This is a genomic window from Sphingomonas sp. 10B4, assembly GCF_035019905.1.
GTDB classification, from domain to species: Bacteria; Pseudomonadota; Alphaproteobacteria; order Sphingomonadales; family Sphingomonadaceae; genus Sphingomonas; species Sphingomonas glacialis.
The window spans coordinates 1-21,754 of sequence record NZ_JASJVC010000045.1 but is presented as its reverse complement, the minus strand read 5'-3'; the positions used below and the strand labels follow the sequence as shown (position 1 = coordinate 21,754).

Genomic DNA, 21,754 nt, shown 5'->3' with positions numbered 1-21,754 from the left:
TGCACCTGTCGAGTGTTTCCCCGGGGAAACACCGAGCGCTGGTCGTCCAAACCGCGGTTCAAAGTTAGGGGATGCACGATGTTTCCCCGGGGAAACACGCTCATCGCTTCAGTCCATGGCCCTCGGCCTCGAGATGGTTGAGCGCTTGGCGCAGCGCCTGAGCCAGCTCGTCGGGCCCGGCGCCTGAACCCGAGTGCAACCGGATCGTGACCCCTTGGCGATTGCTCGACTGGATGCTAAGACCGGGGCGACCATGCGGCGTGGTCCAAACGAACGGCGGAAGCGCTTCAGTTGCGATCTTCGGCGCGTCGAGCAAGCGGCGCAGCACCTCAGCGGCCGGGAAGAGGGCCATTGCGTTGGTCCTCCGCACGGCCTGTTCGCGCGCAATATCGCGTGCGGTGGTCTGGATCGCCATTGAAGCGCGCTTGTCGTCGAGCGCTTGCGCCAGTGCATAGGCCGGCTTGAGCTGCACATCCGAGGGCGATGCAAACGCCGCGATCACGCCGTCGGGGATGCCTGCAACCTTGATCATCTTCGACAGCCAACCCTTCGACACCTTGAGCCGCTCGGCCATTCGCGTCAGGTGATTGCCATAATGAGCCTTAAGCGCCTCGGCATAATTGCACGCACGCTCGAGATCAGACACGTCGGAGCGCGCACGATTCTCAAGATCGGCGAGCCGGAACGCTGCCTCGTCATCGAGCTGCGCGACTTGCGCGACGAACTGCATCTCAGGGTAGGAATGTGCGCGCAGCCAGCTGATCGACCAATGCCGCCGAGTGCCGGCAATCACCTCGAAATCATGACCCGGATCATTTTCGACGCGCCGCACCACCGCGGGCACCTTCTGCCCACCTTCGGCGATGATCGAATCGATCAGTTCGCGGCAGCTGTCCTCAGAGAGGTGCTGATAACTCCGCGCATTACCCGGCCAAATCCTTACGCGGGCGGGATCAAGCAGCAACTGGGTGACCTGGCGCACCTCACCGCTTGTGACACGCGCCAGCGCGGTTTCGCGATTGAGTAGCGTGGTGCCGCGCGGACGCACAGGAAGCGGCGCGACCGGAGCCGCGTTCGCACCGACCGGCTCGTCCGCCAGCAGCGCTGCCATATAGTCAGCTTGTTTACGCGACACGACTCACCTCAGGCACGATACATATCAGGAACGCAGGCCTACGGGACAGAGGGTCATGCCGCATGAAGCAGATCCTCTTCGCGCGCCGGCTCGACCCGGCCCCAGCCTTGGCGGACGAGCTGCTCGATCTGCCCCATCGCCTCATCGAGATTGGCGCGGCAGCGCTTGTGCGTCTTGGGCGTACCAATCGGGCGTTCGAGTTCGTAAATCGTCATCATTCGCATCGCGGCATGACTGATTTCAGCAGATTCGAGGATTGGAACCGGGAGCAGGGCTGGGCCGAAGCTCTGCTCCATGATCGTGCGGACCATCGCATGGCTCGGATCATTGCCATCGAACTTTGAGCAAATCAGCCGCAAGAAGCTATATTCGACGTCGATTCCGGCGAGGGCTAGCTGCTGGAGCACTTGGTCCATCATCGACAGGAATTGCACCGTCGAGCAGAAATCTGGGGTCGTCGCGGCGAGCGGGACGAGCAGCGCATTAGCTGCCTGCATCACCGCGAGGCTGATCGTGCCGAGCGCAGGCGGCGGGTCGAGCAGCACTACGTCATAATTTCGCGCTAGATCGGCAAGCCCCTGCTTCAACTTGCGGAAACGCGCGGCCAGCACCGATTGCCCGTCCGAACCCGACGCCGCGAGCTCATATTCGACGTCGAACAATTCAAGATTCGACGGGATTAGATCGACATTGGGCCATGGTGTCGTTTTAACCGCATAGAGCAGGTCGGCCTGTGTCGGATCGATCGAGAGATAAGGGTAGAGCGTCTCTTCACGCGTGATGTTGAAGTGTGGATTGAAGCCGAACAAAGTTGTCGTCGTCGCCTGGCTGTCGCAATCGACCACCAGTACGCGGTATCCCTGTACTGCGAAATAATGCGCGAGGTGGCATGTGACGGTCGACTTGCCGACTCCGCCCTTAAAATTCTGCACCGCGATGATTGCGGGGATATCAAGCGGCGCGCGCGCAGGCGAGGCGCCAAGCACCTCGCGCATCTGTTGCAGTTCTTCGACAGAATAGCCAAGTCGACGGCCATTCCCGCCGGCCGGGGCAGGCGGGAGGCGGCCGTCGTCTTCGGCCATGCGAATGCGATTGGTCGAGCAACCAAGCAGTTGCGCGGCTTCGGCGATGCCAAAGCGGACGTTGAGCCCCTTGCGGCTTTCGGGCAAAAACGCCTTTCGGCGTAGCCGTTCGATCATGCGCTCACCAGCCTCCGCAAGTTCGCCGATATGATTGACCATTGCATTCATGAAGCGGTCCATTCATCGGTTTGAAGCAAGTGGGCTTCCCTATAATCGTAAAAGGTTCAATATAGCAACCGGTATGTTATTTTCCGTGTAAGCCGCCGCATTCGGTGCCAACGGCCCTGCAACCCAGAAGGAATTTGGTACATCTCATTGCCACGTTTCGTATCCACACTTTCGGACGACTGTTTCAGACAACCAGAAGACCGGGATCATCGTGAGATTGGTTGTCGTATCCGAAACCGATCGGTTTCGGACAGAGCGTAAACGAGGACAGATGGCGAGCGCGGGGGGAGGGCAGGGGACCTGCCGGGTATCGAGGTCGGTCTCAGCCAGAGCAACGCCGACGTTATCAAAGGGATCGTAAAACGGGAATGTCTGGGTCAAACGGCATCCAGTCGAGCGATACCCTGAAGCGCGGCCACCAAGCCGTCGAACACCACCCGGTAGCGGGCGTTTGTCTTCAAGTCCTCATGCATCACTATCCATAGCGGTAGCGCGAATGCCACGGTGTCCAACACGCGCGCTAACATCGGATCGGCCTGTGCCATCGTCACATGGCACAGGCCGATGCCGAACCCAGCGCGGATCGCGGCCAGTTGCGCCAGATTGTTGTCCGTGCGCAGCGCGAAACTGCTCCGGTCAAGTCCTGGCAGGTGTACAAGCATCGCCCGCAACGCAGGCGTCTCGGCGTCGAAACCGATCAGGTCATGCCCGCCAAGGTCCGCGAGCGTGGTCGGCACGCCGCGACGCTGGAAATAATCTCGGTGCCCGTGGAAGCCGAGATCGACCGGGTTCAGTCGTCGGGCGACCAATGCGCCCTGGGTCGGTTCAGTGTTGCGCACGGCAATATCCGCCTCGCGCCGGAGCAGATCATCCACGCGGTCGGTCAGTGTGAGTTCGATCACGAGCTGCGGATGCTCGCGTCGTAGTCGTGTGAGAACCGGTGGCAGATATTCGACGCCGACGACCTCGCTGGCGCTGATGCGCACGGTACCCGCCACGGCGCCTGCCGCCCCGCTCGCCGTCCGGAGCAGCGCGGCAGCTGTAGACCCCATGATTTCGGCATGTGGTCGCAGCGCGAGCGCCAGTTCGGTCGGCGCAAGTCCGCGCTGGGAGCGCACGAACAGGTCGGAGCCCAGAGCCGCCTCCAACGCATCGACATGGCGTGCAACGGTCGGCTGGGTCAAGCCAAGGCGCCTAGCGGCCCCCGACAACGACCCGTCCTCGATCACGGCCAGCAGCGTGCGGTACAGCGCCCAATCGGGGTCGGCGGTCATGCATTCCCGTATAGCAGGCCAACACAATACGGCAATTTCCGCGCAAGCCTGGGCACGTCATCTTCTCCTCATTGAAAAGGAAATACGGCATGAACGGATTGACGGTAGTATTTGGGAGCGGCGCGGTGGGGCGCCCGATCATCGAGACGCTCGCCGCGCGAGGCGACCGGGTCCGGGTCGCGCAGCGCGGCACGCCCCAAGGGTTGCCGGCCGGGGGGGGGGGGGGGGGCGGGGGCGGGGGGGGCGCCCCCCCGCGGGCCCCCCCGGGGGGGGGGGGGGGGCCCGGGGGGGGGGGCCGGGGCCGGGCCCCGGGGGGGGGGGGGGGGCCCCCGCCCCCCCCCCCCCGGGGGGGGGGGCGGGGGGGCGGCGGCCGCGGCGCCCCCCCCCCCCCCCCCCCCCCCGACGCGATAGCCCGCGCGGTCGAGGGGGCGGCCCAGGTCGTGCTCGCCGTCGCCTTCCCCTATGATGCGCGGGTCTGGCGCACGGCATGGCCGCAGGCGATGGACAACATGCTTGCGGCCTGCGACGCGTCGAGCGCGCGGCTGGTGTTTATCGACAATCTCTATCAGCTCGGACCACAGAGCGAGCCGCGCCACGAGGACATGGCGCTGAGCGAGATCGGCGAGAAGCCAGCCATCCTCACTGCGGTCACGCGGATGTGGCTGGCGGCGCGCGACCGGGTGCGGGTGGCGGCACTGCGCTGTCCCGATTTCTACGGGCCAGGCGTCGGTCACTCCCATCTCGGTGCCTTCGCCTTGGGCGAGCTGGCCAAGGGCAAGCCCGCGCAGCTGCTGGTGCCGCCCGACACCGTGCACGACTTTGCCTATGTGCCCGATATCGCTCGCGCCGCCGTGACGCTGCTCGATGCTCCCGACGATGCCTTTGGCCGGGCTTGGAACATGCCATGTGCCCCGATCCAATCGCCGCGCGAACTGCTCGCGATTGGTGCGGAATCTCTCGGACAGCGGGCAAGGATATGGGCGGTGCCGCTATGGCTGATGAAGCCGCTAGGCCTTGTCTACCGAATGGCAAAGGAGGTGGTCGATGTCAGCTTCACCTGGGATCGCCCCTATGCCGTCGACGCGGGCGCCTTCACGCGCCGCTTCGGTTTCGCCCCTACACCCTTTGCAGTTGGCATCCCCGCCAGCGCACGCTCCTTCGTTGCGAAGGACCGCTGACATGACCGACCTTCACGAGATCGCGATACGCTGGCTGGCGCTGTGGAACGGCGACATGGTCTTGCTCGACGGGCTCGTCGCCGAGAGCGTCATTACGAACGCCGTACTGGTTGGCCAGCTGACGGAGGAGCCGATGGTCGGGCGCGACGCGCTCGGTGCATGGATCTCGCAGATGCATAAGGCGATGCCGAGCGTGCGCTTCTCGGTCGAGGTTGGACCGCTGGTCGACGGCGATCTAATCGCTCTGCGCTGGCGAGTTGAGGGGCAGCATGGCTCGGCGTCGGTCAGCTTCACCGGAACCGACATCCTACGTGTCGCGGAGGAGCAAATTGTCGAATACTGGGTCAATAGCGACACCTCACTGATGATGACGCAAAAAGACGGACGGCCGACGTGGCAAATTCGTTTGGACTGACACCTGGGTCAATCGCGATGGCTGCTGGCAGATCGTAAATGCGCAAGACACTGCTGTTGCTCTGACCGACTGACAATCCGCCTCTATGCTGTCTTGCGGACTCGGGAATGACCGGGATTGTGCGACTGCCGCCCGGCCGCTTCCCCTGCCAGAAGCGGTTGGTCGGCTATGGGTACCCCTCCGGTGGGTGGCCGCCACGGCCTGCAACCTCCGGCTGCTCGCCCAGCAGGCCGCGCCCTCCTGATACGTAGCCCATTTTCCCGATTGCCGACGTCAGAAGCTATCCGCCACGCTGCTCCCACGCACGCGTTTTTCAACAGTCTGGTCCGTTTTCCAACAATGATCGAAGGATCGATCGGCCCGGGAGGGGAGGGAGGCCCCCGCCCATTCTCGGACAAATATATAGTGTTGGAGCGACGCAAACCGATAATTCTGTTATGAAACGATGATCAGCAAGCAGGGCACATAAATGACATCCAGTGAAACGTACCGGGCCAATGCCGCGGCACAGAGCGGGGCAGCTCAAGCTACCAATCTAAGCAAACGTCGCGAGATGCATGAGCGCCCGGCGGTTGCGTGGGACGCGATGGCTGACGCGGCTGAAGACACGGTAGCGAAGGCCGCGGTGTAAGCGTGGTCTGAAGGCCGCGCTCTAAGCTGCCTCTGCGATATGTTGTTCGGTAGCCCGACGCCAATTCCAGGGCATGAGCTCATCCCAACGCGATGCGGGCCAGTCGCCCGCGATCTTCGCGATGACGTCGGTGATGTAGGCCTGCGGGTCGACACTGTTGAGCTTGCAGGTTTCGATGACGGTATAGATTGCGGCGGCGCGCTCGCCACCAGCCTTCGATCCGGCGAACAGCCAGTTCTTCCGACCGATCGCGATGCTGCGCATGGCGCGCTCTGCGATATTGTTGTCGATCTCGAGGCGGCCGTCGTCGACGAACCGCGTGAGCGCGGTCCAGCGCTTGCGGCCATAGGCGATGGCCTTGGCGACCTCGGACTTGGGCGAGAGGCGTCGCAGCGCGTCGTCGAGGGCTATGCGGAGCGCCTCGATCACGGGCGCTGCGCGCTCCAGCCGGGTTCTTCGTCGGACGTCTGGCGGGCTCCTGCGGATCTCTTCCTCGATTTTATAGAGGCTGCCGATCCGGGTTAGCAGGTCGGTGGTGAGCGGCGTCGGGCTGGTGGTATGGATGTCGAAGATCTTGCGCCGGAAATGCGCCCAGCAGGCGACCTCGGTGATCCGGTTGGTGGCGTAGAGCTGGTCGTAGCCGGCATAGCCGTCGGCCTGCAGGAAGCCGGTGAAGCGGCCGAGCTGGGATCGTGGATGGGCGCCGGTGCGATCCTGGGTGAAGTGATACCAGACCAGCGGCGGACTGGTGCCGCCGGAGCCGCGGTCATCGACGACATAGGCCCATAGCCTTCCGGTCGCGGTCTTGCGGCGGCCCGGGTCGAGCATCGGCACCGGCGTGTCGTCGGTGTGGATCTTGGTGGCGCTAAGCCCGACCTCGCGGATGCGGCTGACGATCGGATCGAGCAGCGCCGATGCCTGGCCGGCCCAGCCGGCGAGCGTCGAGCGATCCAGCTCGATCCCCTGTGCCGCCATCATCTCTGCCTGGCGATAGAGCGGCAGATGATGATCGAACTTGGCGACGACGACATGGGCCAGCGTCGCGAACGTCGCCTTGCCGCGCCCGATCGCCTTTACCGGGGCGGCGGCTTGCACGATCTTGTCGCAGGAGCGGCAGCTATACTTGGGGCGGATGGTGCGCACGACGCGCCACTGAACGGGCACTGCGTCGAGTACCTCGTCGCTGTCCTGGCCAAGCGGGCGCAAAGTGCCGCCGCACTCGGGACAGGTGCAGCAGCCGTGCTCGGGCTCGATCCGCTGCTCCTCGCGCGGCAGGTGTGCCGGGAGCGCGCGGATGGGCGCCGGTCGTTCCGCCCTGACGGGATCGACACGCTGTGTGTTCGCCACGACGGCCTCGGCCTCGAGCTCTTCGAGCGCCAGCTCCAGTTGCGCGATCTCTTCGGTGAGCTTCTCAGACGAGGTGCCGAACTGCATCCGCCTGAGGCGGGCGAGCTGCACGCGCAGCGTATCGATGAGGATGTCGCGCGCAGAAATATCGGCGGGGGCCGATGCCAATGCGGCTTCGAGCTCGGCGATGCGAGCGTCTTTGTCAGGGGAGGAAAAGCCTGCGTCCGACACCGCGATTAGATAGCAGATCGGGTGTCTTCGAGCCAGGAAAACCGCCTGAATCCGGTGCTTTTTAGCCCGCCAGCGACGGCACGAAAGTGCGTTCCGGGCGTCGCCAATCGATACCTTCGAGGAGCATCGAAAGCTGGGCCGCGGTCATGGCGACCGAGCCGGTCGCGGTCGACGGCCAGACAAACCGGCCACGGTCCATCCGCTTGGAGAACAGGCACAATCCCTGGCCATCGTACCAGGGCAGCTTGACCAGATCGCCGCGCTTGCCGCGGAATGCGAACAGCGCGCCGGAATGCGGGCTCTGCTGCAATGCCTGCTGCACCAGCACCGCCAGTCCGTCGAACCCCTTGCGCATATCGGTCGCGCCGCATGCCAGGAATATCCGTGTCAAAGGGGGAAGCGGGATCATCGCGCCAAGACGCCGATCACCCGCGACAGCGCGTCGGCATCGACCGACGCATCGACAGTCAGCCGCACGCCGGACGGCAGCTCGATCCTTATCCGGCCGCGGCCAAGCTGGCCGACGACAGGTGCCGGCAAGGTCGCTGCCGGCTCGGCGATCTGGACCTCGGCGAAGCTGGGCTGGGACGGCACAGTCAGCCCGGTCAACACGCCCGACATCGCCTGCCGGCGCCAGGTATAGATCGCGCCGCTGCCGACCTCGTGGCGCTCGATCGCCGCGCGAACCGAACCCTCGGGCCCGAATGCATCGCGCAGGATCGCCAGCTTCTGCTCCACGGTCCAGCGCCGCCGACCTGAAACGCGCCCGACAATCTGGATCCGACCGCTCATACGACCACTCGTATGACTGCTCGCCCGTTCGCCCGCTGGCTCTATGATCTCGTCTGACATCGATGCTCCGCTCAAAGAGCGGCAATCAGCCCGTCCACCAGGCATCCCGCAAGGCGGCCTTCAGGCCACGCTTACGCCGCGGTCAATGCCGCGGCCAAAGCGGCGTGAAGCAGCAAAACCGTCCGCCAAATGTTTCTCGATGGAGCGACGTAGTTTGGCGAATTTGCAAACGAGAGCACTAATGAGGAACGCGAGGGGTTCGACACGGGCATAGAAAGCGTTCGTCAAATCCAGCTCACTTTCGATCGAAGTGCAAAAGCGAATTGGTCGATCTACTGGCCGGCATCATCCATCGTACTGGCGTTTGACACGCGGCGGGAGATCGTTGAGCCGATGAGCAGCGCTTCCACCCGGGCAAGGAGGTCGGCGGGATCGAATGGCTTCGTAACGTAGTCGTCAGCGCCGTCGATCTCGGCCACGCCGCTATGAACGCGCCCGTGCCGCGAGGTCAGCATCATGATCGGCATGTCGTTTGCACTTGGCAGGGTGCGAAGCTCGCGCAAAATGTCGCGGCCTGTCCGGCCCGGCAGCGTGTAATCAAGAATGACGAGATCAGGCCTGCTCGCCGCTACCGCGGCAAGCGCCTCATCGCCGTGACGCACGATGGTGATCGAATGCCCAGCTTGCATGAGCACGCCCTTGGCTATTTCGGTGACGACGTCCTCATCATCCACGATAAGAATCTTGGCCATAGCACTCCTTTCACGCCGCGGCCCTGAGCGCCGCGACCGCCTCGCTGGTTTTTGTGACAACCTCTGTGGATCGGCGTCAAAGCAGGACCCCACCCGTCCTAGGTACACGCCCCCGAAAACGGGAAATAATATGAATTTCTGGGGGCCCGACCGGCGCCGATCGGGACCCCCTCTAACCTAATATCGATCCTCATTTACAGACGCTTAAGTGAAATTCTGGTGGGTTCCGGCTTCGACGCCTATTCACAGTCATTGCCCGCGGCATGGACGCCTCGGTCACGGCAATAAAGCGACGCTAATTATTGGATGTAGCGGGCGGGTGGGCACGTGGTTCGTTGTCCACGCGCGAGCCTTTAAACACGTCACCATCGCGGGGGCTAAGGCGCAAAAGGTTTGAAGGAAAGAAGATGGACCGGGGCGGCGGGAATATCGAGACCGGAGGCCTTCGGAGGGTCGTTAAGCTCGTTGCACTGCTCAACTTAGCGTATTTCGGCGTTGAGTTTGCCGTCGCGCTCAGGATCGGCTCGGTGTCACTCTTTGCTGACTCAGTCGACTTTCTGGAGGACGCCTCCGTTAATATCCTCATTCTAATTGCGCTGGGTTGGTCGGCAAGAAACCGAGCGCGGCTCGGCGTGGCGCTGGCCCTGATCCTGCTTGTGCCTGGGATCGCGACGTTGTGGACCGCTTGGACAAAATTCGAAGTACCGAGCGCGCCAGCTCCCGTTGCCCTAACGCTGACTGGCCTCGGCGCTCTTGCGATTAACCTGAGCTGCGCGTTAATGCTTGCCCGCTACCGCCAACATAGCGGAAGTCTCACCCGCGCCGCATTCCTATCGGCGCGCAACGACGCGCTTGCCAATCTCGCAATTGTCTCAGCGGGACTGATCACCGCCATCCTCTGGCGCTCACCCTGGCCAGACCTCATCGTGGGGCTCGTGATCGGGGCTATGAACATCGATGCGGCGCGCGAAGTCTGGACAGCTGCACGCGAAGAGCATCGAGCAATAGGGTGACAAAGGCCGGTTCGACTGGCGCGACGATGACGATCAGAAAACCAACATCGCTAGCGCGGCGACTGCCATCACGAAGGTCGCCGCCCAACCAAAAAACAGCAACCATCTGGTGGCTGTAAATCGACCCATTGCCGAATGCCGCGCGACGACGATCATCATCGCGGCCATGATTGGGACTGCTACGACACCGTTGATGACCGCGCTCCAGAACAATGCCTTTATCGGATCAATCGGCGACCAGTCGATCACGATGCCTAACACCGTCGCGACTCCGATCACTGAATAAAAACCAACCGCTTCCCAAGGTTTGTGCTCGAGGCCTATCTTCCAGTTACGCGCCTCACCTACGGCATAGGCTGCTGAGCCCGCGAGCACGGGCACGGCAAGCAGCCCGGTTCCGATAATACCGAGCGCAAACAGGAGGAACGCGAATTGACCGGCGACGGGTCGCAAGGCCTGCGCTGCATCGGCCGCAGTGCTAATGTCGGTCTTGCCTGCGGCGTTCAGCGTTGCAGCCGTGCCGATCATGATTGCGATCGCCACCAGATTGGAAATGGCCATCCCCCCGAACGTGTCGAGCCGCATTCGGCTATATTCATGCGGCGCTTGTTCGGGCGCATCGACCAGGGGGCGCGCATCTGCGCTCGTCGCGACCTCTTCGGCTTCCTGCGAGCTTTGCCAGAAAAAGAGATAGGGGCTGATCGTCGTGCCGAAGATCGCCACGACCGTAGTGATCCCGCTAGTCCCAGCGATCACCGGCCAGACCAGCCCCTTGGCGGCTGCGGGCCAGTCGACATGCACCATGAAGACAAGGGCGACGTAGGCGAACAGCACCAGCGTCAGCCATTTGAGGAACGCGGCGTAGCGTCGATACGGCACGAACATCTGTAGCAGTAACGAACCGATCGCAAACGCCACTGTGAAAATGTGGCCACCGGCGCCGACCACCAGTTCGGCCGCATCGCCCATTGCTGCGATGTCCGCACCGATGTTGATCGTATTGGCGATGAACAGGAGGGCGATCAGGCTGGTCACCAGCCAGCGCGGCAGGATATCGCCCATATTCTTAGCCAGGCCGTGCCCGGTTACTCTGCCGATATGAGCGCTCACCAGCTGGACGGCACACATAAGCGGGTAGGTGAGCACCAAGGTCCACAGCAGGCCAAACCCGAATTGAGCGCCAGCTTGGGAATAGGTCGCGATACCGCTGGGGTCGTCGTCGGCGGCGCCGGTCACGAGTCCGGGCCCAAGCTGCCGGACCATTGCAATCGATCGTGCGCGCCGTCCGATATCCATCTGCTGTCCTTGTTCGCGGGCGCTGACGTCTATCGGCTAGGCGTGCAGGTGGACACGGATCGCAGGACATTGGCGGGGCCGCGATCCCGATTGTAGCCGGGATTGCCAATAAGTTGGGAGTTGAGGCTCACGTCGCCGCCCAGCAGGAGGTCTGCGGTAGCATGTCGCATCGTGTTTCGGCGCGACCCGGTAGCAATGAGGCGCGGATCTCGCACCTCATCGCTACTCGGTGCCGCGTTACTTCTTTGCGGCTGAGTCCATTGCATCCGCCTTGTTCTCGCCAGCCTCGCGCACTGCGTCCGCCTTGTTGTTCAATGCGTCAGCGCGATTGTCCATCGCAACCTCGGTGTTACCACCCATGGCGTCGGCGGTATCTCGGATCGCAGACGCGTTTGCGTCCATCTTGTCCGCGGCATTGTCGGTGGCAGCGGCCACGTTGTCGGCAGCGGCGGTTTTGTGACCGCACGCGGTGAGCGACAGCAGGCAGAAGCCTGCGGCGAGCACGAGTTTCTTGTTCATTTGCATCCCCTAGAGAGTTGCTCGACCGATCTGTCGATGCGTCCGCGATCTTCCTTAAATCTCCGCGGGCAGCAAGTGGAAAGCGATCATTGGACTGGCGTATGACCGCCCATGGGATTACATCTCGATCACCACGGACGATGGTTCGGGTGGGCCGCCGCGCTCTTAGCTCCCAAGCCAGCGCGGCGGCTCCGTTGCTTCAAGTCAACGGTAGCGATGGCAACGGATCTGGAGGGCTGTGCCGCAGATTTCGCCGTCGCGAGACGACCTCTCGGTCTGAATGATCTGATTGTCGATAGGAACCTAGGCGACACCCTCTCCCATCCGGGCCAAACTTCTAAAGTTGCGTTGAATCCGCGATTGCCTTGGCTACCGATCGGCACCAATCCAGCTTCCCAAAAAGTACTTTCTTGAGCAGTTTTAGTGGTTTAAGCGGCATAAACGCGGGTTTTTACTTCGACTCCTATCCACAGTCACACGTTCCAATGTCCAAATCGGGCGTCTACGCTCGCGGCAATCGACACCTCATTCTCAAAAACGATCAGCCAGTAGGAACGGACATGGCTTCCCAAGACTCGCCTCACGCGCGGGAATGAGACCCCCAGTGCCGAACGTAAACGGCACAAAGTGATGGTAAGCGCCGAGGGGGCTTACGGGAACGGGATGCCAGACGCCGCCATTAGTTCGGTGGCGACGCCTGTTCAATAGACGGTGGATAGTTCACCTTGGCCCCGATGAATCGACTTTCGACCACTCGCAGCTTTAATGACGGCCACGACCGCTGGGAGATGGTGGACGCGCACCCGGAAATACGGTTGCGCGAAGTGGTTAGTTGTTATGGATGGTGGAGCGAACTGACATCGAGCTTCACCACCCGGCGGGAACTGGCAGGAACAGCCGGCACCCTGATCGTCAATCTCGGCAGCGATCTGGAAATCACTGATGCCTACGGCGATCGGCACCGGTTGCGCGCTGGCGAAGGGTTTATCGCCGGCACGGCGCAGACTACGTCGCTTTCGCGATCAACGGGCGCAATGTCGGGCGTGCACGTTCCCGCTCCACTGACGACGCTTGCCCGCATCGCGGCGGTGCCCTTGGCCGAGCTGACGAACCGGGTCGTGACGCTGGACAACCTACCCGGTCCGGAATCAAAACAGATCGGAAATAGGTTGCTGGACGCCGGATCGGCCGAAGATCACTTTCGCGAGCGTGATTCAATAAGCATGTAATGTTGAAGCCAGCAGAGCCTACTTTGACATTATAAGCTTGATAATAGGCGCGGACGCGGCACCAATTAGACCGGCTTGTTCCGCTAAAAGACTTGGTACTACGGCGGGCACCGCCATATGCTTTGAGTAATCAAACAGTTTGTCGAGATCGATACGCTCAAGCAGGGCTGCTATCAGGTTTGATGGGATACGTCCGCCGATGACGATCGCCTCGGGATCGAAGAAGCGTGACACCAGCTCGATGCTGCGTCCAAGCTGACCGGCTGCGCGATCTAGCCAGTCGATCAGGGGCGGACATCCGGCTATGTCGAGATCAATAAGGTCCGCGAAATCGCCGACGTTCATACCTTGTCGGGACAGGTGCTCGAGCAGGTCCTGCCCCGAGGGACGAGGCTCGTTAACCGGAAAAACGATGCCGATCACACCTGCATTACCGTGCGCCCCGCGATAGGGCCGCCCTTCGAGCATGAGCGCCCCGCCATAACGAAACGCTATGTGGATCTGAAAGAAATTGTCGAAGTCTCGCCCTACACCATGCAGGCGTTCGCCGATCGCTGCGCAAATGGGATCAGTTTCGATCGTTACTGGGAAGGGAAGTCCGGCCCGGAGACTGCCGAGTAGATCAACGCCGCGCATTTCCGCGAAATAGTCGTGGGTATGGAAATATCCGGCCTGGCTAGATGCGGTCGCAGGCACGTTGATGCCGATGCCGAGAACGCGATCGGAAGGGACGCTGGCTTGGCGCTGCAACCGCGCGATAAGCGCTCGTGTTTGCCGTAGTAGCTCGGGGACGGAAAAGCGCTCGATAACCACCGTTTCCTGTGCAACGAGGTCACCGGCGAGGTCCACCAAGCCAACGGTGATCCGACGCGCGGTGAAGATGACGCCGAACGAGTAACCTCCCTCTGGATTAACGGCCAGCGGGCGCGACGGTTGTCCGCGGCCGCCACGTACCGCAGCCCGCTCGACAAGGAGCCTACGGTCAATCAGGGATCGCGCGGCCGTCGAGACGATCGGAGGACGAAGTCCTGTCAGATCAGCGATGCGGGCGCGGCTGAGCTCTTTTGCTCGATAGACCGCCTCGATGACACGCCGATCGATCTCGCTGAGCGCCGTGAAAGCGTCGTTCATCACGAAACTATGGCGCGCTCAAATGGGGCTTCCTTAACGGATTGGCATGAAGGATGTATCGCAGGCACTGTCATAGGGTAGGTCTTACGGGACGGGTACGATGTTGAGCAATGGTCCCGCTCGTCGATCACGCCAGGCGATGGCTGTCATAACCGGTTATGTTGCTGTCGGCAGCGTTGGCGCACTGGTGTCGACGCGTGTTCCGGGTTGGATGGCAGATGCCGGATTGAGCGCGGCCGTGATTGGGCTGACGCTCGCGGCATCCCGGCTGGGGCGGGTGGTGCTGATACCATCCATCCTTCATGCTATCTCGGCGCGACGCCGTATCGGCCGCGGGGCCATCTTACTCAGCGCGGCTACGGCACTGTCGCTTTTGCTCCCGCTGATAAAACTCGGCAACGCCGGATGGCTGGGCGTCGAGCTGATTGCACCGGCTCTGATTGCGACGCTGATGGCGCAGCTCGATTGGCTGTCGTCGACCCGATCGGCATCACGGCTCGACCCGACGAGCTATGGGAGCCGTCGGGCCGCAGGCTCGGCGGCGTTCGCCTTCACCGCGATTATTTGCGGCCTTCCTTCCGGAACCGGCGCGATTAACGGTCTGATGCTCGCCGGCGTGGCGCTCATGATCGTGTCTGGCCTCGCGATCAATTACGGCTTTCATGATCGGCTAAGCATCACACTATCGGATGTGACAGCGCCAACCCCTCCTTCGGATCGTGCCTCTACGCGCTGGCTTGGCATCGCTGCATTCATGATCCAGGCGAGCAACGGGCTCTACTCGCTGACACCGATCCTTTGGGCGCAGCAGGGCCTCAGCCCTCTCGCGATCGGGCTGTTATGGGGTGTCGCGGCGGCATCAGAGGTCGGCTTCTTCATGATCGCGCCCTGGCTTTGCCGTACCATCAAGGATTGGCCTCGCGCGCTCTTGCTGCTTGGCGGCGGTGGCGCGGTTATCCGCTGGCTCCTCATCGCAAACACCGCGTCGCTGCCGCTTCTGGTTGTTGCACAGACGCTTCAGTCTTTCAGCTTTGGAGCATCCCTCGTCGGCACGCTGGCGCTTATCCGTGACCGGGTGTCGGGACACACCCAGGCACGTGCGGTGGGCATGAATCAGGGCATTCAGACGGGCCTGATCCCAGCCCTGTCGCTCGCTGTATCTGGCTTCTTGTTACAAGCGCTTGGGAGGCAGAGCTTCGTGGCCATGGCAGCCATGGCGGCCATCGGGACATTCGCGGCACTCCGCGCGAGAAATGGATCAACCAGCACTGTTTGATATCAGAACAATGGTGCCTCGGGCGCTGACGGCATCGGAACGTCCAGCATTTTGGCGACGGTGGGTGCGATCGCGCGCATGTCGACGATGCCGAGAGAGCCTCGCTTCGGTACGCCGGCACCCTGGGCGATGAACATGGAGCGCAGCCCCGGGTCGTCAGGCGAACCGCCGTGCTGGCCTCTGTTCTTGGCGGGCGTGATGAGCGGCCCGGTTGTAGTGTTGCCGGCTGCGTAACCTGCCTTAAAAAAGACCATCGCCGCGATGTGGCCGTCAGCACGGTCCGGGATCGGCCGATCCATCGGCACGATCCGGTCGATCGCGCTGCTAGAGTTGGCCGCATAGCGGGTGAGGGCCTGCATCGCGGCCGCTTGTGCTGCCTTGTCGCCAGTCCGTATCACAAGATAGGCGGAGTCCACGTTCCAGATTGCCGCGCGCCAACCGGAGCCTGTGGTGGTGAGCCCGGCACCAGTGAGTAGCGTCCCGAGGTTCACCTCGTATGAGAGCGGCACCTGCCCATGGTCTGAGACGATGACGAAACGCACGGTGCGATCGACAGCGCGGGCGCCGTCGATCAAACGTCCAACCATGGTATCGAGCGCATCAATGGCACGGCGCTTCTCGTTCGATCGGATGCCGAGGTGGTGTTGGGTCTCGTCGAGACTCACAAGATGGACAGTCAGAAGGCTTGGGTGTTCGTGCGCGAACAGCGAGAGAGCAAGATCGACCCGAGCAGAATCGCCGGCTGTGGTCGGCGCGATCAGGCGTTCCAGCGCGGCGCGGGGTGCGTGGCGATCGGCCGGGTCGAGCGCTTCCACGTTGGACACCGCCGCGATCAGCGGCCAATCCTTGGATTGCCCGCCGGCCCAGAGTTCAGGGAAGTTGATGTCGATCGATCGCGACCCAACCGCGACAGGCCAGTAAACATTGGCGACCTTGCCCCCCGAGCGATGGACCGCATCCCACAAAGTGGGCACGGCAATCTCGCGCGCGTACCAGTAGACCGAGTTGCGCAGGACGCCCTCCGGATCGAAACGCTGGTTCGCTATAATCCCGTGCACAGCCGGCGCGACACCCGTCATGAGTGTGGTGTGATTGGGGTAGGTCAGCGTCGGAGCGACGTTGATGACCGCGCGGGCTTCTACGCCGTCCTCAGCCAGCGCCTGAAGCCGGGGCACATGGATGCCCGCTTCATCGGGATGAGCGAGATCCTCTGCCCGGAACCCATCGATCGAAATCATGACGACGGGAGCGACCTGAGGCTTCGCTACTGCGGGGCTGCACAGCAGCCCCAGCGCTATTACAGTGCCAGCGGGCATTCTCATGACGGTGTGTCCAGTGAAGATGGGCGGCCGCGATATTGTCGGCCGCCCGTGATTTTACCATTTGTAGCTGAGCGACGCCTGCACTGCTCGGCCGAAGATCGGACGGGCATAGCCGATATCCCCGCCCTGACCGCTGACCGTGTCGATCCGCGGATTGCCCTCGGTGAGACCAACCTTGTTAGTCAGGTTACTGGCACTGAAGAGCAGTTCCACCCTGTCGGTGATGTTGGCACGGACATTGGCCCCAAGCGTGAAATAGTGGGGCAGCTTGGTCGTGTTCGCGGCGTCGACGTAACGATCGCCGACATAGAACATCAGCAGCGACAATTCGGCCGGAATGCCGAAAGCATCTCCGTACAAGGTCGGGGTGGCGTTGATGAGAATCTTGGGCTCGCGGGCAACGATCAGGTTGCCCGATGGGACCGACGCGGTGATGCCGGTGAAGGTAAGGCTCTTCTGCTTCGGGTTCTGGACCGTGAGGTTGCCCGTGAAGCCGAACCAGCGGACCGGCTGAACGCTCGCCGCGAACTCGCCGCCCACGGTTTCGGTGACGCCGCGGGTCGTGGCCACGACGTAGGTGTTCGTCGCGGAATTCAGCACGATCACGTTGCCGGTGAGCGGGGAGTATTTGCTATAGAAGGCCGTCGCGGTGACGAAATTGGCACCACGTCCGACCTTCACACCACCTTCGGCGAGCTTGATCTTGTTGACGGGGTTGTTCTGCAGAAGGAAAGCGTTCTGCAATCGCGGCAGCCGAACAGCATTGGTGTAGCGGCCGAACACCTGCGCTGCGGGACTGATCGTATATTGCAAGCCGGCGGTCCAGGAGGTCGCCTCGAACCGGTCCTTCTTGATCGTCGTGGCGCCCGTGTAACCGCCCACGACCTGGCCGGCGAGCGAACCGGGGGTCGAGATGACGCCGTTCGCTGTCGTCCAGTTCTCGCCGTCATTATTCATCCAGGTATGACGGATGCCGCCATCAATCGCCAGCGCCTCGACCGGATGCCAAGTGAACGCGCCATAAGGCGAGATATAGTGGCCATCCGACGTGCCATGGGCGAGGCCGGAATTGTACCGGACGAAGCCGTCTTCCGTGACGGTGCCGAGCAGATTGCCGGCCGCGTCATAGGCGGCGACATCGAGCGCGCGCGGCTGGTCCTGAACATTGGTCAGGATCGTGTTGATGCTGCGATCCTGCAAGAAGTGGAACACCTGGAACTCCAGGCCGCCCGTGAAGTCGATCTTGCCGATCGCGCCGGTCTCGAAGGAACGGTTGACGCGAAGATCGTCGGTGTAGGTGCGGACCTTCGTATGGATTGCTTGCAAACCGTTCTCGATGACGAGGCCGCTGCCGCTCGAACCGTCATACACGCTGCCGGCGTTGCTGCCGTTGGCGTACACATATCCGAGGCGAGCGACATTGGCGCCGAAACCGGCGCGCGCTTGGGCGAGCTTGCTGTTCAAGTAGGCTGCGGCACTGGTCGGCGAAGCGCCCGAGAAGATCGCGTTGAAATCGATTGTGCCGTCGGCAAAGCCGAACTTGTCGCTCACGTGCCAGTCGCCAAAGTCGAAGGCGGCGTTGATGTTGAAGCGCGCCATGTCGGTATGAATGCCGTCGGCGAGATCGACATTCCGTTTGCGGGCATCGGTGCCGTAGAAGCTACGCAGCGTCACATTGCGGAAGTCGTTCGAGGCGAGTGTGCCATAGTTCGGATCGAGATATTGGGACAGCGACGCCCCGGTCGTTGGATTGAGGAGCGGAATGGCCGTGTAGAAAGCATCCCGATCATTCGTATACTTGCCGATGAAATCGATCCGACCATTGGCGAACAGCGCGGAAAGGGTGCCGGTGACCTGCCCGCCCTTGTCTGCGGTGTAACCCGGCTCGCGTTGTCCATCATCGGTTCGGTAGAAACCGCCGACGCTGAACAGCAGCCGGTCGTTCACGGCTCCCGTCTGGTAAGCATCGATGCGCCGCAGGCTGTGCGATCCCAGCGTGCCGCGGACCATGCCCCCCGGGGTCGCCGTTCCGAGCCGGGTAATCGAGTTGATCGTGGCGCCGACCGCGTTCGTCGCGTAAATCGGCGACGTACCGCCCACCACCGTTTCGACGCGCTCGGTCATAAGGTCGAGCCGCGTGAACTGGTCGGTGTTCACATAGGATTCCTGGGGCTCGTCGAGCGGCGCGAGGCCATCCATCTGGATCGCTGTGAGATAGGTGCCACCAGCCGGCATACCGCGCACAAAGAAGTTTTCACCGCCACCAGCGCTTCCCGACGGCTCTGCGGAGATGCCTGGTACGGCGCGGATCAAGTCCGCAAGGCTGCTGGGTGCGCGTCGATCGATCTCGGCCCTGTCGAATGTGGTGATCGAATAAGGCGTGCGCAGCAACGTGGTCCTCCGCGACGTGCCCGTGACGACGATATCGGCGGCCTTGCCCTCCGTCTCATCAGCCGGCGCGGCGGTAGCTTGCGGCGCTGACGCCTGAGCCGAAGCGGCGGGGGCGTCGGAAGGCTGCGTGGCGGGAACCTGGTCCTGGGCGAACGCTGCGGATGATGCGAGCAGCGAAATCAATGAAACGGCAAGCGGCATAAACGTATCGGCTGAACGGCGCATCAGACCTCCCCTTTTAATTGTCTAAAAAGAATTTATTCATTGCTCTATCGGCAATATGTGACATGCGAATGACGAAAATGGCCGAAAGAGTCAATTGCCTCGCGCCCCCGATTATGTTTCAATATAGAATGTATCACAGATATCGCACATGCTGGCCGCTCCTCCCGGCCGTCCTTTTCGCTCTTGCCGGCGCGTCATCGCCACCCGCGAAACACGTCCCTGCGGATCAGGAGCGTATCGTGATCGTGATGCGTCACGGCCTGCGCTCACCTATCGAGTCGCCAGCGGAACTGGCGACACTCGCGGGGAGGGCGTTTCCCCTCTGGCCGGTCGCCGCCGGAGACCTCACGCCGCGGGGCATGGCCCTATTGAGGGGGATGGCCCAATCGGTTGGTCGGGATGTCTTCGACACTTCGCGGGTCGGTCAGCCCTGCATGCGTAGAGGAACTGTCTGGGCCGATGCACGCGACGGTCGGACGATCCTGAGCGGCAAAATCGTCGCGGACGGCCTAGGTCGGTGCAGCGATGCATCGCAACACGGTGACAAGACCGTCTCCGATCCCCTGTTCGACGCGACGCGCGCAGGGAAGTGTCCGCTTCCGGCCAACTCGCCATCTCCCTCCATGCAGGAAGATCGCCGCTCAAGGATCGCGGCGGCACGTTACCTCGCTTATGCACAGGGACTGTCATTCCAGACCGACGGCGCCACGGAGCGCCAGACTGTTTTCAATGAGATGCCGCATCACGAGCGTCAGGTAGAGCAACAATTCGAGCGTCTTCCTGCGGCGGGCGCGCGAACGTCGAGCCTGACCCAGGCGATCGTTGCGTTCCTTGACGGACACGCCGATCCTCGTTCCCCGTTACCGGCCGAGGCGCAGGTGGCGACGATCGTTGGTCACGACACGGATTTGGCCGGCTTGAAAGCGGTGTTCGGCTTGCATTGGGCCCTGCCCGGCCAACCCGATAGCACGGGGCCCGCGACGGCTCTCGTACTCCGCGCCTCGCCGGCCGATAGTGAAGGGCGGCGCCGCATTTCGGCAACGGTCTATTACCAGACGCTCGCCGACATGCGTGCTGGCGTGGCGGACAAAGTGAAGCGTGTTCCGCTTAAATTCGACGGATGTGCAAGCGAGAAGCGCTGCTCCTGGACGGATGTCAGTCGTCGCGCGCTCGGCGCTGTTCCATCCTCGTGTAGCTGGGACTCCAATGCGATGATCGCGGCGGATCAAGCCAAGCGCTAACCGGCGCCATCGAAGAGGAGAGAATTATGCTCATCAAAAAAGGCGCCAACCTGAACCGGCGCTCGGTCCTAGCGATGATCGGTGGCGGGGCTTCCGCAGCGTTTGTCCCTGGCGTCGTCGACGCCGCATCGCCGCTCGGCCCTGTGCTGCCGATGTGGCAGCCGGGGATGCTCGACATCCATCACATCTCAACCGGTCGGGGCAATTGCGCTCTCTTGATATTCCCTGACGGCACCACTGCGATGGTCGACGCCGGCGCCAACAATAGCGATCCGCTTTACATGATCTCACCGAAGCCAAACGGCTCCCGACGAGCGGGTGAGTGGCTCGGACGTTACGCGAAGCGCCATCTGAGAGCCGCAGGCCGACAGGAAATCGACTATTTCATCCTCACACATCTTCACGACGATCATATGGGAATGGTGTATCCCGGCCTGCCATTCGGGCCAGACAAGACCTACCGGTTAACCGGGGTGTCGGACGTAGAAGAGATCGTGCCGATCCGGCGCTTCATTGATCGTGACGCCCCGACCTATGCCTATCCCGCCCCCCAGACGAATGTAAGTGCGCTGAACTACATCGCTTTCCTGAAGTACCAGGCGACGATTGGCAAAACGGTTGAGCGCTTCAAGCCAGGAAGTGACAGCCAAATTAACATGCTCCGCAATGCCCCGGACTATCAAGGCTTTCACGTGCGGAACCTCGCCGCGAACGGTGAGGTCTGGACCGGCGCCGGTACGGAAACCCAAAAACATTTTCCAGATTTGGCATCGTTGAAGTCTGACGATTATCCGACCGAAAATATGTGCTCGCTCGCGCTCAAGGTGAGCTACGGCAAGTTCGATTATTACACGGGTGGAGATCTTTCAAACTTCAACAATTATGGCGCGGAACCCTGGCGCGATATCGAAACACCCGTGGCGCAGGCCGCCGGCCCCGTCGAAGTGGCCGTGGTGAACCATCATGGGTATGCCGATGCGGCAGGCCCAGGCTTCGTCAGCGCGCTACGTCCAAAAGAATTTATCATTGAGAGCCCGATCCGAAACTAAGTTGAGTGGTATCAGCGGGTTAGCTTGACGCCAGCCCAAGTCATTGATTCAGGGGTT

General features: G+C 62.2%; 19 protein-coding genes. 7 read left to right on the top strand and 12 right to left on the bottom strand.

What is annotated here, in order from left to right; translation table 11 throughout:
- Window positions 1–100: 100 nt before the first annotated feature.
- From QN347_RS13255 to QN347_RS13245, 3 genes are all read right to left on the bottom strand, one after another.
- Entirely contained in the window at window positions 101–1,135 is a 1,035-nt protein-coding gene (locus tag QN347_RS13255; protein WP_322164264.1) for a ParB/RepB/Spo0J family partition protein, read from the bottom strand.
- A gap of 53 nt (window positions 1,136–1,188) precedes the next feature.
- Window positions 1,189–2,385 (bottom strand): AAA family ATPase, encoded by a 1,197-nt coding sequence (locus QN347_RS13250; RefSeq protein WP_322164285.1) that lies wholly within the window; start codon window positions 2,383–2,385, stop codon window positions 1,189–1,191.
- A gap of 377 nt (window positions 2,386–2,762) precedes the next feature.
- Window positions 2,763–3,659 (bottom strand): LysR family transcriptional regulator, encoded by an 897-nt coding sequence (locus tag QN347_RS13245; protein WP_322164265.1) that lies wholly within the window; start codon window positions 3,657–3,659, stop codon window positions 2,763–2,765.
- A gap of 440 nt (window positions 3,660–4,099) precedes the next feature.
- Between QN347_RS13245 and QN347_RS13240 the strand changes: the two genes are divergently transcribed.
- Both QN347_RS13240 and QN347_RS13235 read left to right on the top strand, forming a co-directional pair.
- Complete coding sequence (locus QN347_RS13240; RefSeq protein WP_323494054.1) at window positions 4,100–4,837, top strand: NAD-dependent epimerase/dehydratase family protein; 738 nt, start codon at window positions 4,100–4,102, stop codon at window positions 4,835–4,837.
- Between the two features lies 1 nt (window position 4,838).
- A complete protein-coding gene (locus QN347_RS13235) occupies window positions 4,839–5,252 on the top strand; it encodes an ester cyclase (protein ID WP_322164267.1) in 414 nt (137 codons plus the stop codon).
- 652 nt (window positions 5,253–5,904) lie between these two features.
- Here the strand turns inward: QN347_RS13235 and tnpC are convergent.
- From tnpC to QN347_RS13215, 4 genes are all read right to left on the bottom strand, one after another.
- Complete coding sequence (gene tnpC / locus QN347_RS13230; RefSeq protein WP_416350879.1) at window positions 5,905–7,398, bottom strand: IS66 family transposase; 1,494 nt, start codon at window positions 7,396–7,398, stop codon at window positions 5,905–5,907.
- A gap of 124 nt (window positions 7,399–7,522) precedes the next feature.
- Complete coding sequence (gene tnpB / locus QN347_RS13225) at window positions 7,523–7,870, bottom strand: IS66 family insertion sequence element accessory protein TnpB (RefSeq protein WP_322164269.1); 348 nt, start codon at window positions 7,868–7,870, stop codon at window positions 7,523–7,525.
- The gene (gene tnpA, locus QN347_RS13220) at window positions 7,867–8,253 is read right to left on the bottom strand and encodes an IS66-like element accessory protein TnpA (protein ID WP_323494053.1); all 387 of its coding nucleotides are present in this window, start codon (window positions 8,251–8,253) and stop codon (window positions 7,867–7,869) included. The genes tnpB and tnpA overlap by 4 nt, the downstream gene beginning before the upstream one ends.
- Before the next feature lie 332 nt (window positions 8,254–8,585).
- The gene (locus tag QN347_RS13215; RefSeq protein ID WP_322164271.1) at window positions 8,586–9,005 is read right to left on the bottom strand and encodes a response regulator transcription factor; all 420 of its coding nucleotides are present in this window, start codon (window positions 9,003–9,005) and stop codon (window positions 8,586–8,588) included.
- A 407-nt stretch (window positions 9,006–9,412) separates the two neighbouring features.
- On the opposite strand from QN347_RS13215, the gene QN347_RS13210 reads away from it, so the two are divergent.
- A complete protein-coding gene (locus QN347_RS13210) occupies window positions 9,413–10,018 on the top strand; it encodes a cation transporter (protein WP_322164272.1) in 606 nt (201 codons plus the stop codon).
- A gap of 33 nt (window positions 10,019–10,051) precedes the next feature.
- On the opposite strand, the gene QN347_RS13205 is transcribed toward QN347_RS13210, so the two are convergent.
- Both QN347_RS13205 and QN347_RS13200 read right to left on the bottom strand, forming a co-directional pair.
- A complete protein-coding gene (locus QN347_RS13205; protein ID WP_323494052.1) occupies window positions 10,052–11,314 on the bottom strand; it encodes a divalent metal cation transporter in 1,263 nt (420 codons plus the stop codon).
- Window positions 11,315–11,551: 237 nt separating this feature from the next.
- Window positions 11,552–11,833, bottom strand: coding sequence for a hypothetical protein (locus QN347_RS13200; protein ID WP_322164274.1), 282 nt, complete (start codon window positions 11,831–11,833; stop codon window positions 11,552–11,554).
- Window positions 11,834–12,567: 734 nt separating this feature from the next.
- On the opposite strand from QN347_RS13200, the gene QN347_RS13195 reads away from it, so the two are divergent.
- The gene (locus QN347_RS13195; RefSeq protein WP_322164275.1) at window positions 12,568–13,062 is read left to right on the top strand and encodes a hypothetical protein; all 495 of its coding nucleotides are present in this window, start codon (window positions 12,568–12,570) and stop codon (window positions 13,060–13,062) included.
- A gap of 18 nt (window positions 13,063–13,080) precedes the next feature.
- Here QN347_RS13195 and QN347_RS13190 read toward each other — a convergent pair whose 3' ends face one another.
- Complete coding sequence (locus QN347_RS13190) at window positions 13,081–14,193, bottom strand: ROK family protein (RefSeq protein WP_322164276.1); 1,113 nt, start codon at window positions 14,191–14,193, stop codon at window positions 13,081–13,083.
- A 139-nt stretch (window positions 14,194–14,332) separates the two neighbouring features.
- On the opposite strand from QN347_RS13190, the gene QN347_RS13185 reads away from it, so the two are divergent.
- A complete protein-coding gene (locus QN347_RS13185) occupies window positions 14,333–15,469 on the top strand; it encodes an MFS transporter (RefSeq protein WP_322164277.1) in 1,137 nt (378 codons plus the stop codon).
- A 2-nt stretch (window positions 15,470–15,471) separates the two neighbouring features.
- Here the strand turns inward: QN347_RS13185 and QN347_RS13180 are convergent, their stop codons facing one another.
- Both QN347_RS13180 and QN347_RS13175 read right to left on the bottom strand, forming a co-directional pair.
- On the bottom strand, window positions 15,472–16,707 hold the full coding sequence (locus tag QN347_RS13180) for an ectonucleotide pyrophosphatase/phosphodiesterase (protein WP_322164278.1): 1,236 nt from the start codon (window positions 16,705–16,707) through the stop codon (window positions 15,472–15,474).
- A gap of 138 nt (window positions 16,708–16,845) precedes the next feature.
- On the bottom strand, window positions 16,846–19,407 hold the full coding sequence (locus QN347_RS13175; RefSeq protein WP_322164279.1) for a TonB-dependent receptor domain-containing protein: 2,562 nt from the start codon (window positions 19,405–19,407) through the stop codon (window positions 16,846–16,848).
- 239 nt (window positions 19,408–19,646) lie between these two features.
- On the opposite strand from QN347_RS13175, the gene QN347_RS13170 reads away from it, so the two are divergent.
- Entirely contained in the window at window positions 19,647–20,648 is a 1,002-nt protein-coding gene (locus QN347_RS13170; protein WP_322164280.1) for a hypothetical protein, read from the top strand.
- A gap of 26 nt (window positions 20,649–20,674) precedes the next feature.
- The gene (locus tag QN347_RS13165; RefSeq protein WP_322164281.1) at window positions 20,675–21,697 is read left to right on the top strand and encodes a ComEC/Rec2 family competence protein; all 1,023 of its coding nucleotides are present in this window, start codon (window positions 20,675–20,677) and stop codon (window positions 21,695–21,697) included.
- Window positions 21,698–21,754 lie beyond the last annotated feature (57 nt).

Bases quoted from the DNA above. Each gene is read 5' to 3' on its own strand.
- QN347_RS13250 (WP_322164285.1), bottom strand. From the start codon at position 2,385: ATGAATGCAATGGTCAATCATATCGGCGAACTTGCGGAGGCTGGTGAG.
- QN347_RS13245 (WP_322164265.1), bottom strand. From the start codon at position 3,659: ATGACCGCCGACCCCGATTGGGCGCTGTACCGCACGCTGCTGGCCGTG.
- QN347_RS13235 (WP_322164267.1), top strand. From the start codon at position 4,839: ATGACCGACCTTCACGAGATCGCGATACGCTGGCTGGCGCTGTGGAAC.
- tnpB (WP_322164269.1), bottom strand. From the start codon at position 7,870: ATGATCCCGCTTCCCCCTTTGACACGGATATTCCTGGCATGCGGCGCG.
- tnpA (WP_323494053.1), bottom strand. From the start codon at position 8,253: ATGAGCGGTCGGATCCAGATTGTCGGGCGCGTTTCAGGTCGGCGGCGC.
- QN347_RS13215 (WP_322164271.1), bottom strand. From the start codon at position 9,005: ATGGCCAAGATTCTTATCGTGGATGATGAGGACGTCGTCACCGAAATA.
- QN347_RS13210 (WP_322164272.1), top strand. From the start codon at position 9,413: ATGGACCGGGGCGGCGGGAATATCGAGACCGGAGGCCTTCGGAGGGTC.
- QN347_RS13205 (WP_323494052.1), bottom strand. From the start codon at position 11,314: ATGGATATCGGACGGCGCGCACGATCGATTGCAATGGTCCGGCAGCTT.
- QN347_RS13200 (WP_322164274.1), bottom strand. From the start codon at position 11,833: ATGAACAAGAAACTCGTGCTCGCCGCAGGCTTCTGCCTGCTGTCGCTC.
- QN347_RS13195 (WP_322164275.1), top strand. From the start codon at position 12,568: ATGAATCGACTTTCGACCACTCGCAGCTTTAATGACGGCCACGACCGC.
- QN347_RS13190 (WP_322164276.1), bottom strand. From the start codon at position 14,193: ATGAACGACGCTTTCACGGCGCTCAGCGAGATCGATCGGCGTGTCATC.
- QN347_RS13185 (WP_322164277.1), top strand. From the start codon at position 14,333: ATGGCTGTCATAACCGGTTATGTTGCTGTCGGCAGCGTTGGCGCACTG.
- QN347_RS13180 (WP_322164278.1), bottom strand. From the start codon at position 16,707: ATGATTTCGATCGATGGGTTCCGGGCAGAGGATCTCGCTCATCCCGAT.
- QN347_RS13175 (WP_322164279.1), bottom strand. From the start codon at position 19,407: ATGCGCCGTTCAGCCGATACGTTTATGCCGCTTGCCGTTTCATTGATT.
- QN347_RS13165 (WP_322164281.1), top strand. From the start codon at position 20,675: ATGCTCATCAAAAAAGGCGCCAACCTGAACCGGCGCTCGGTCCTAGCG.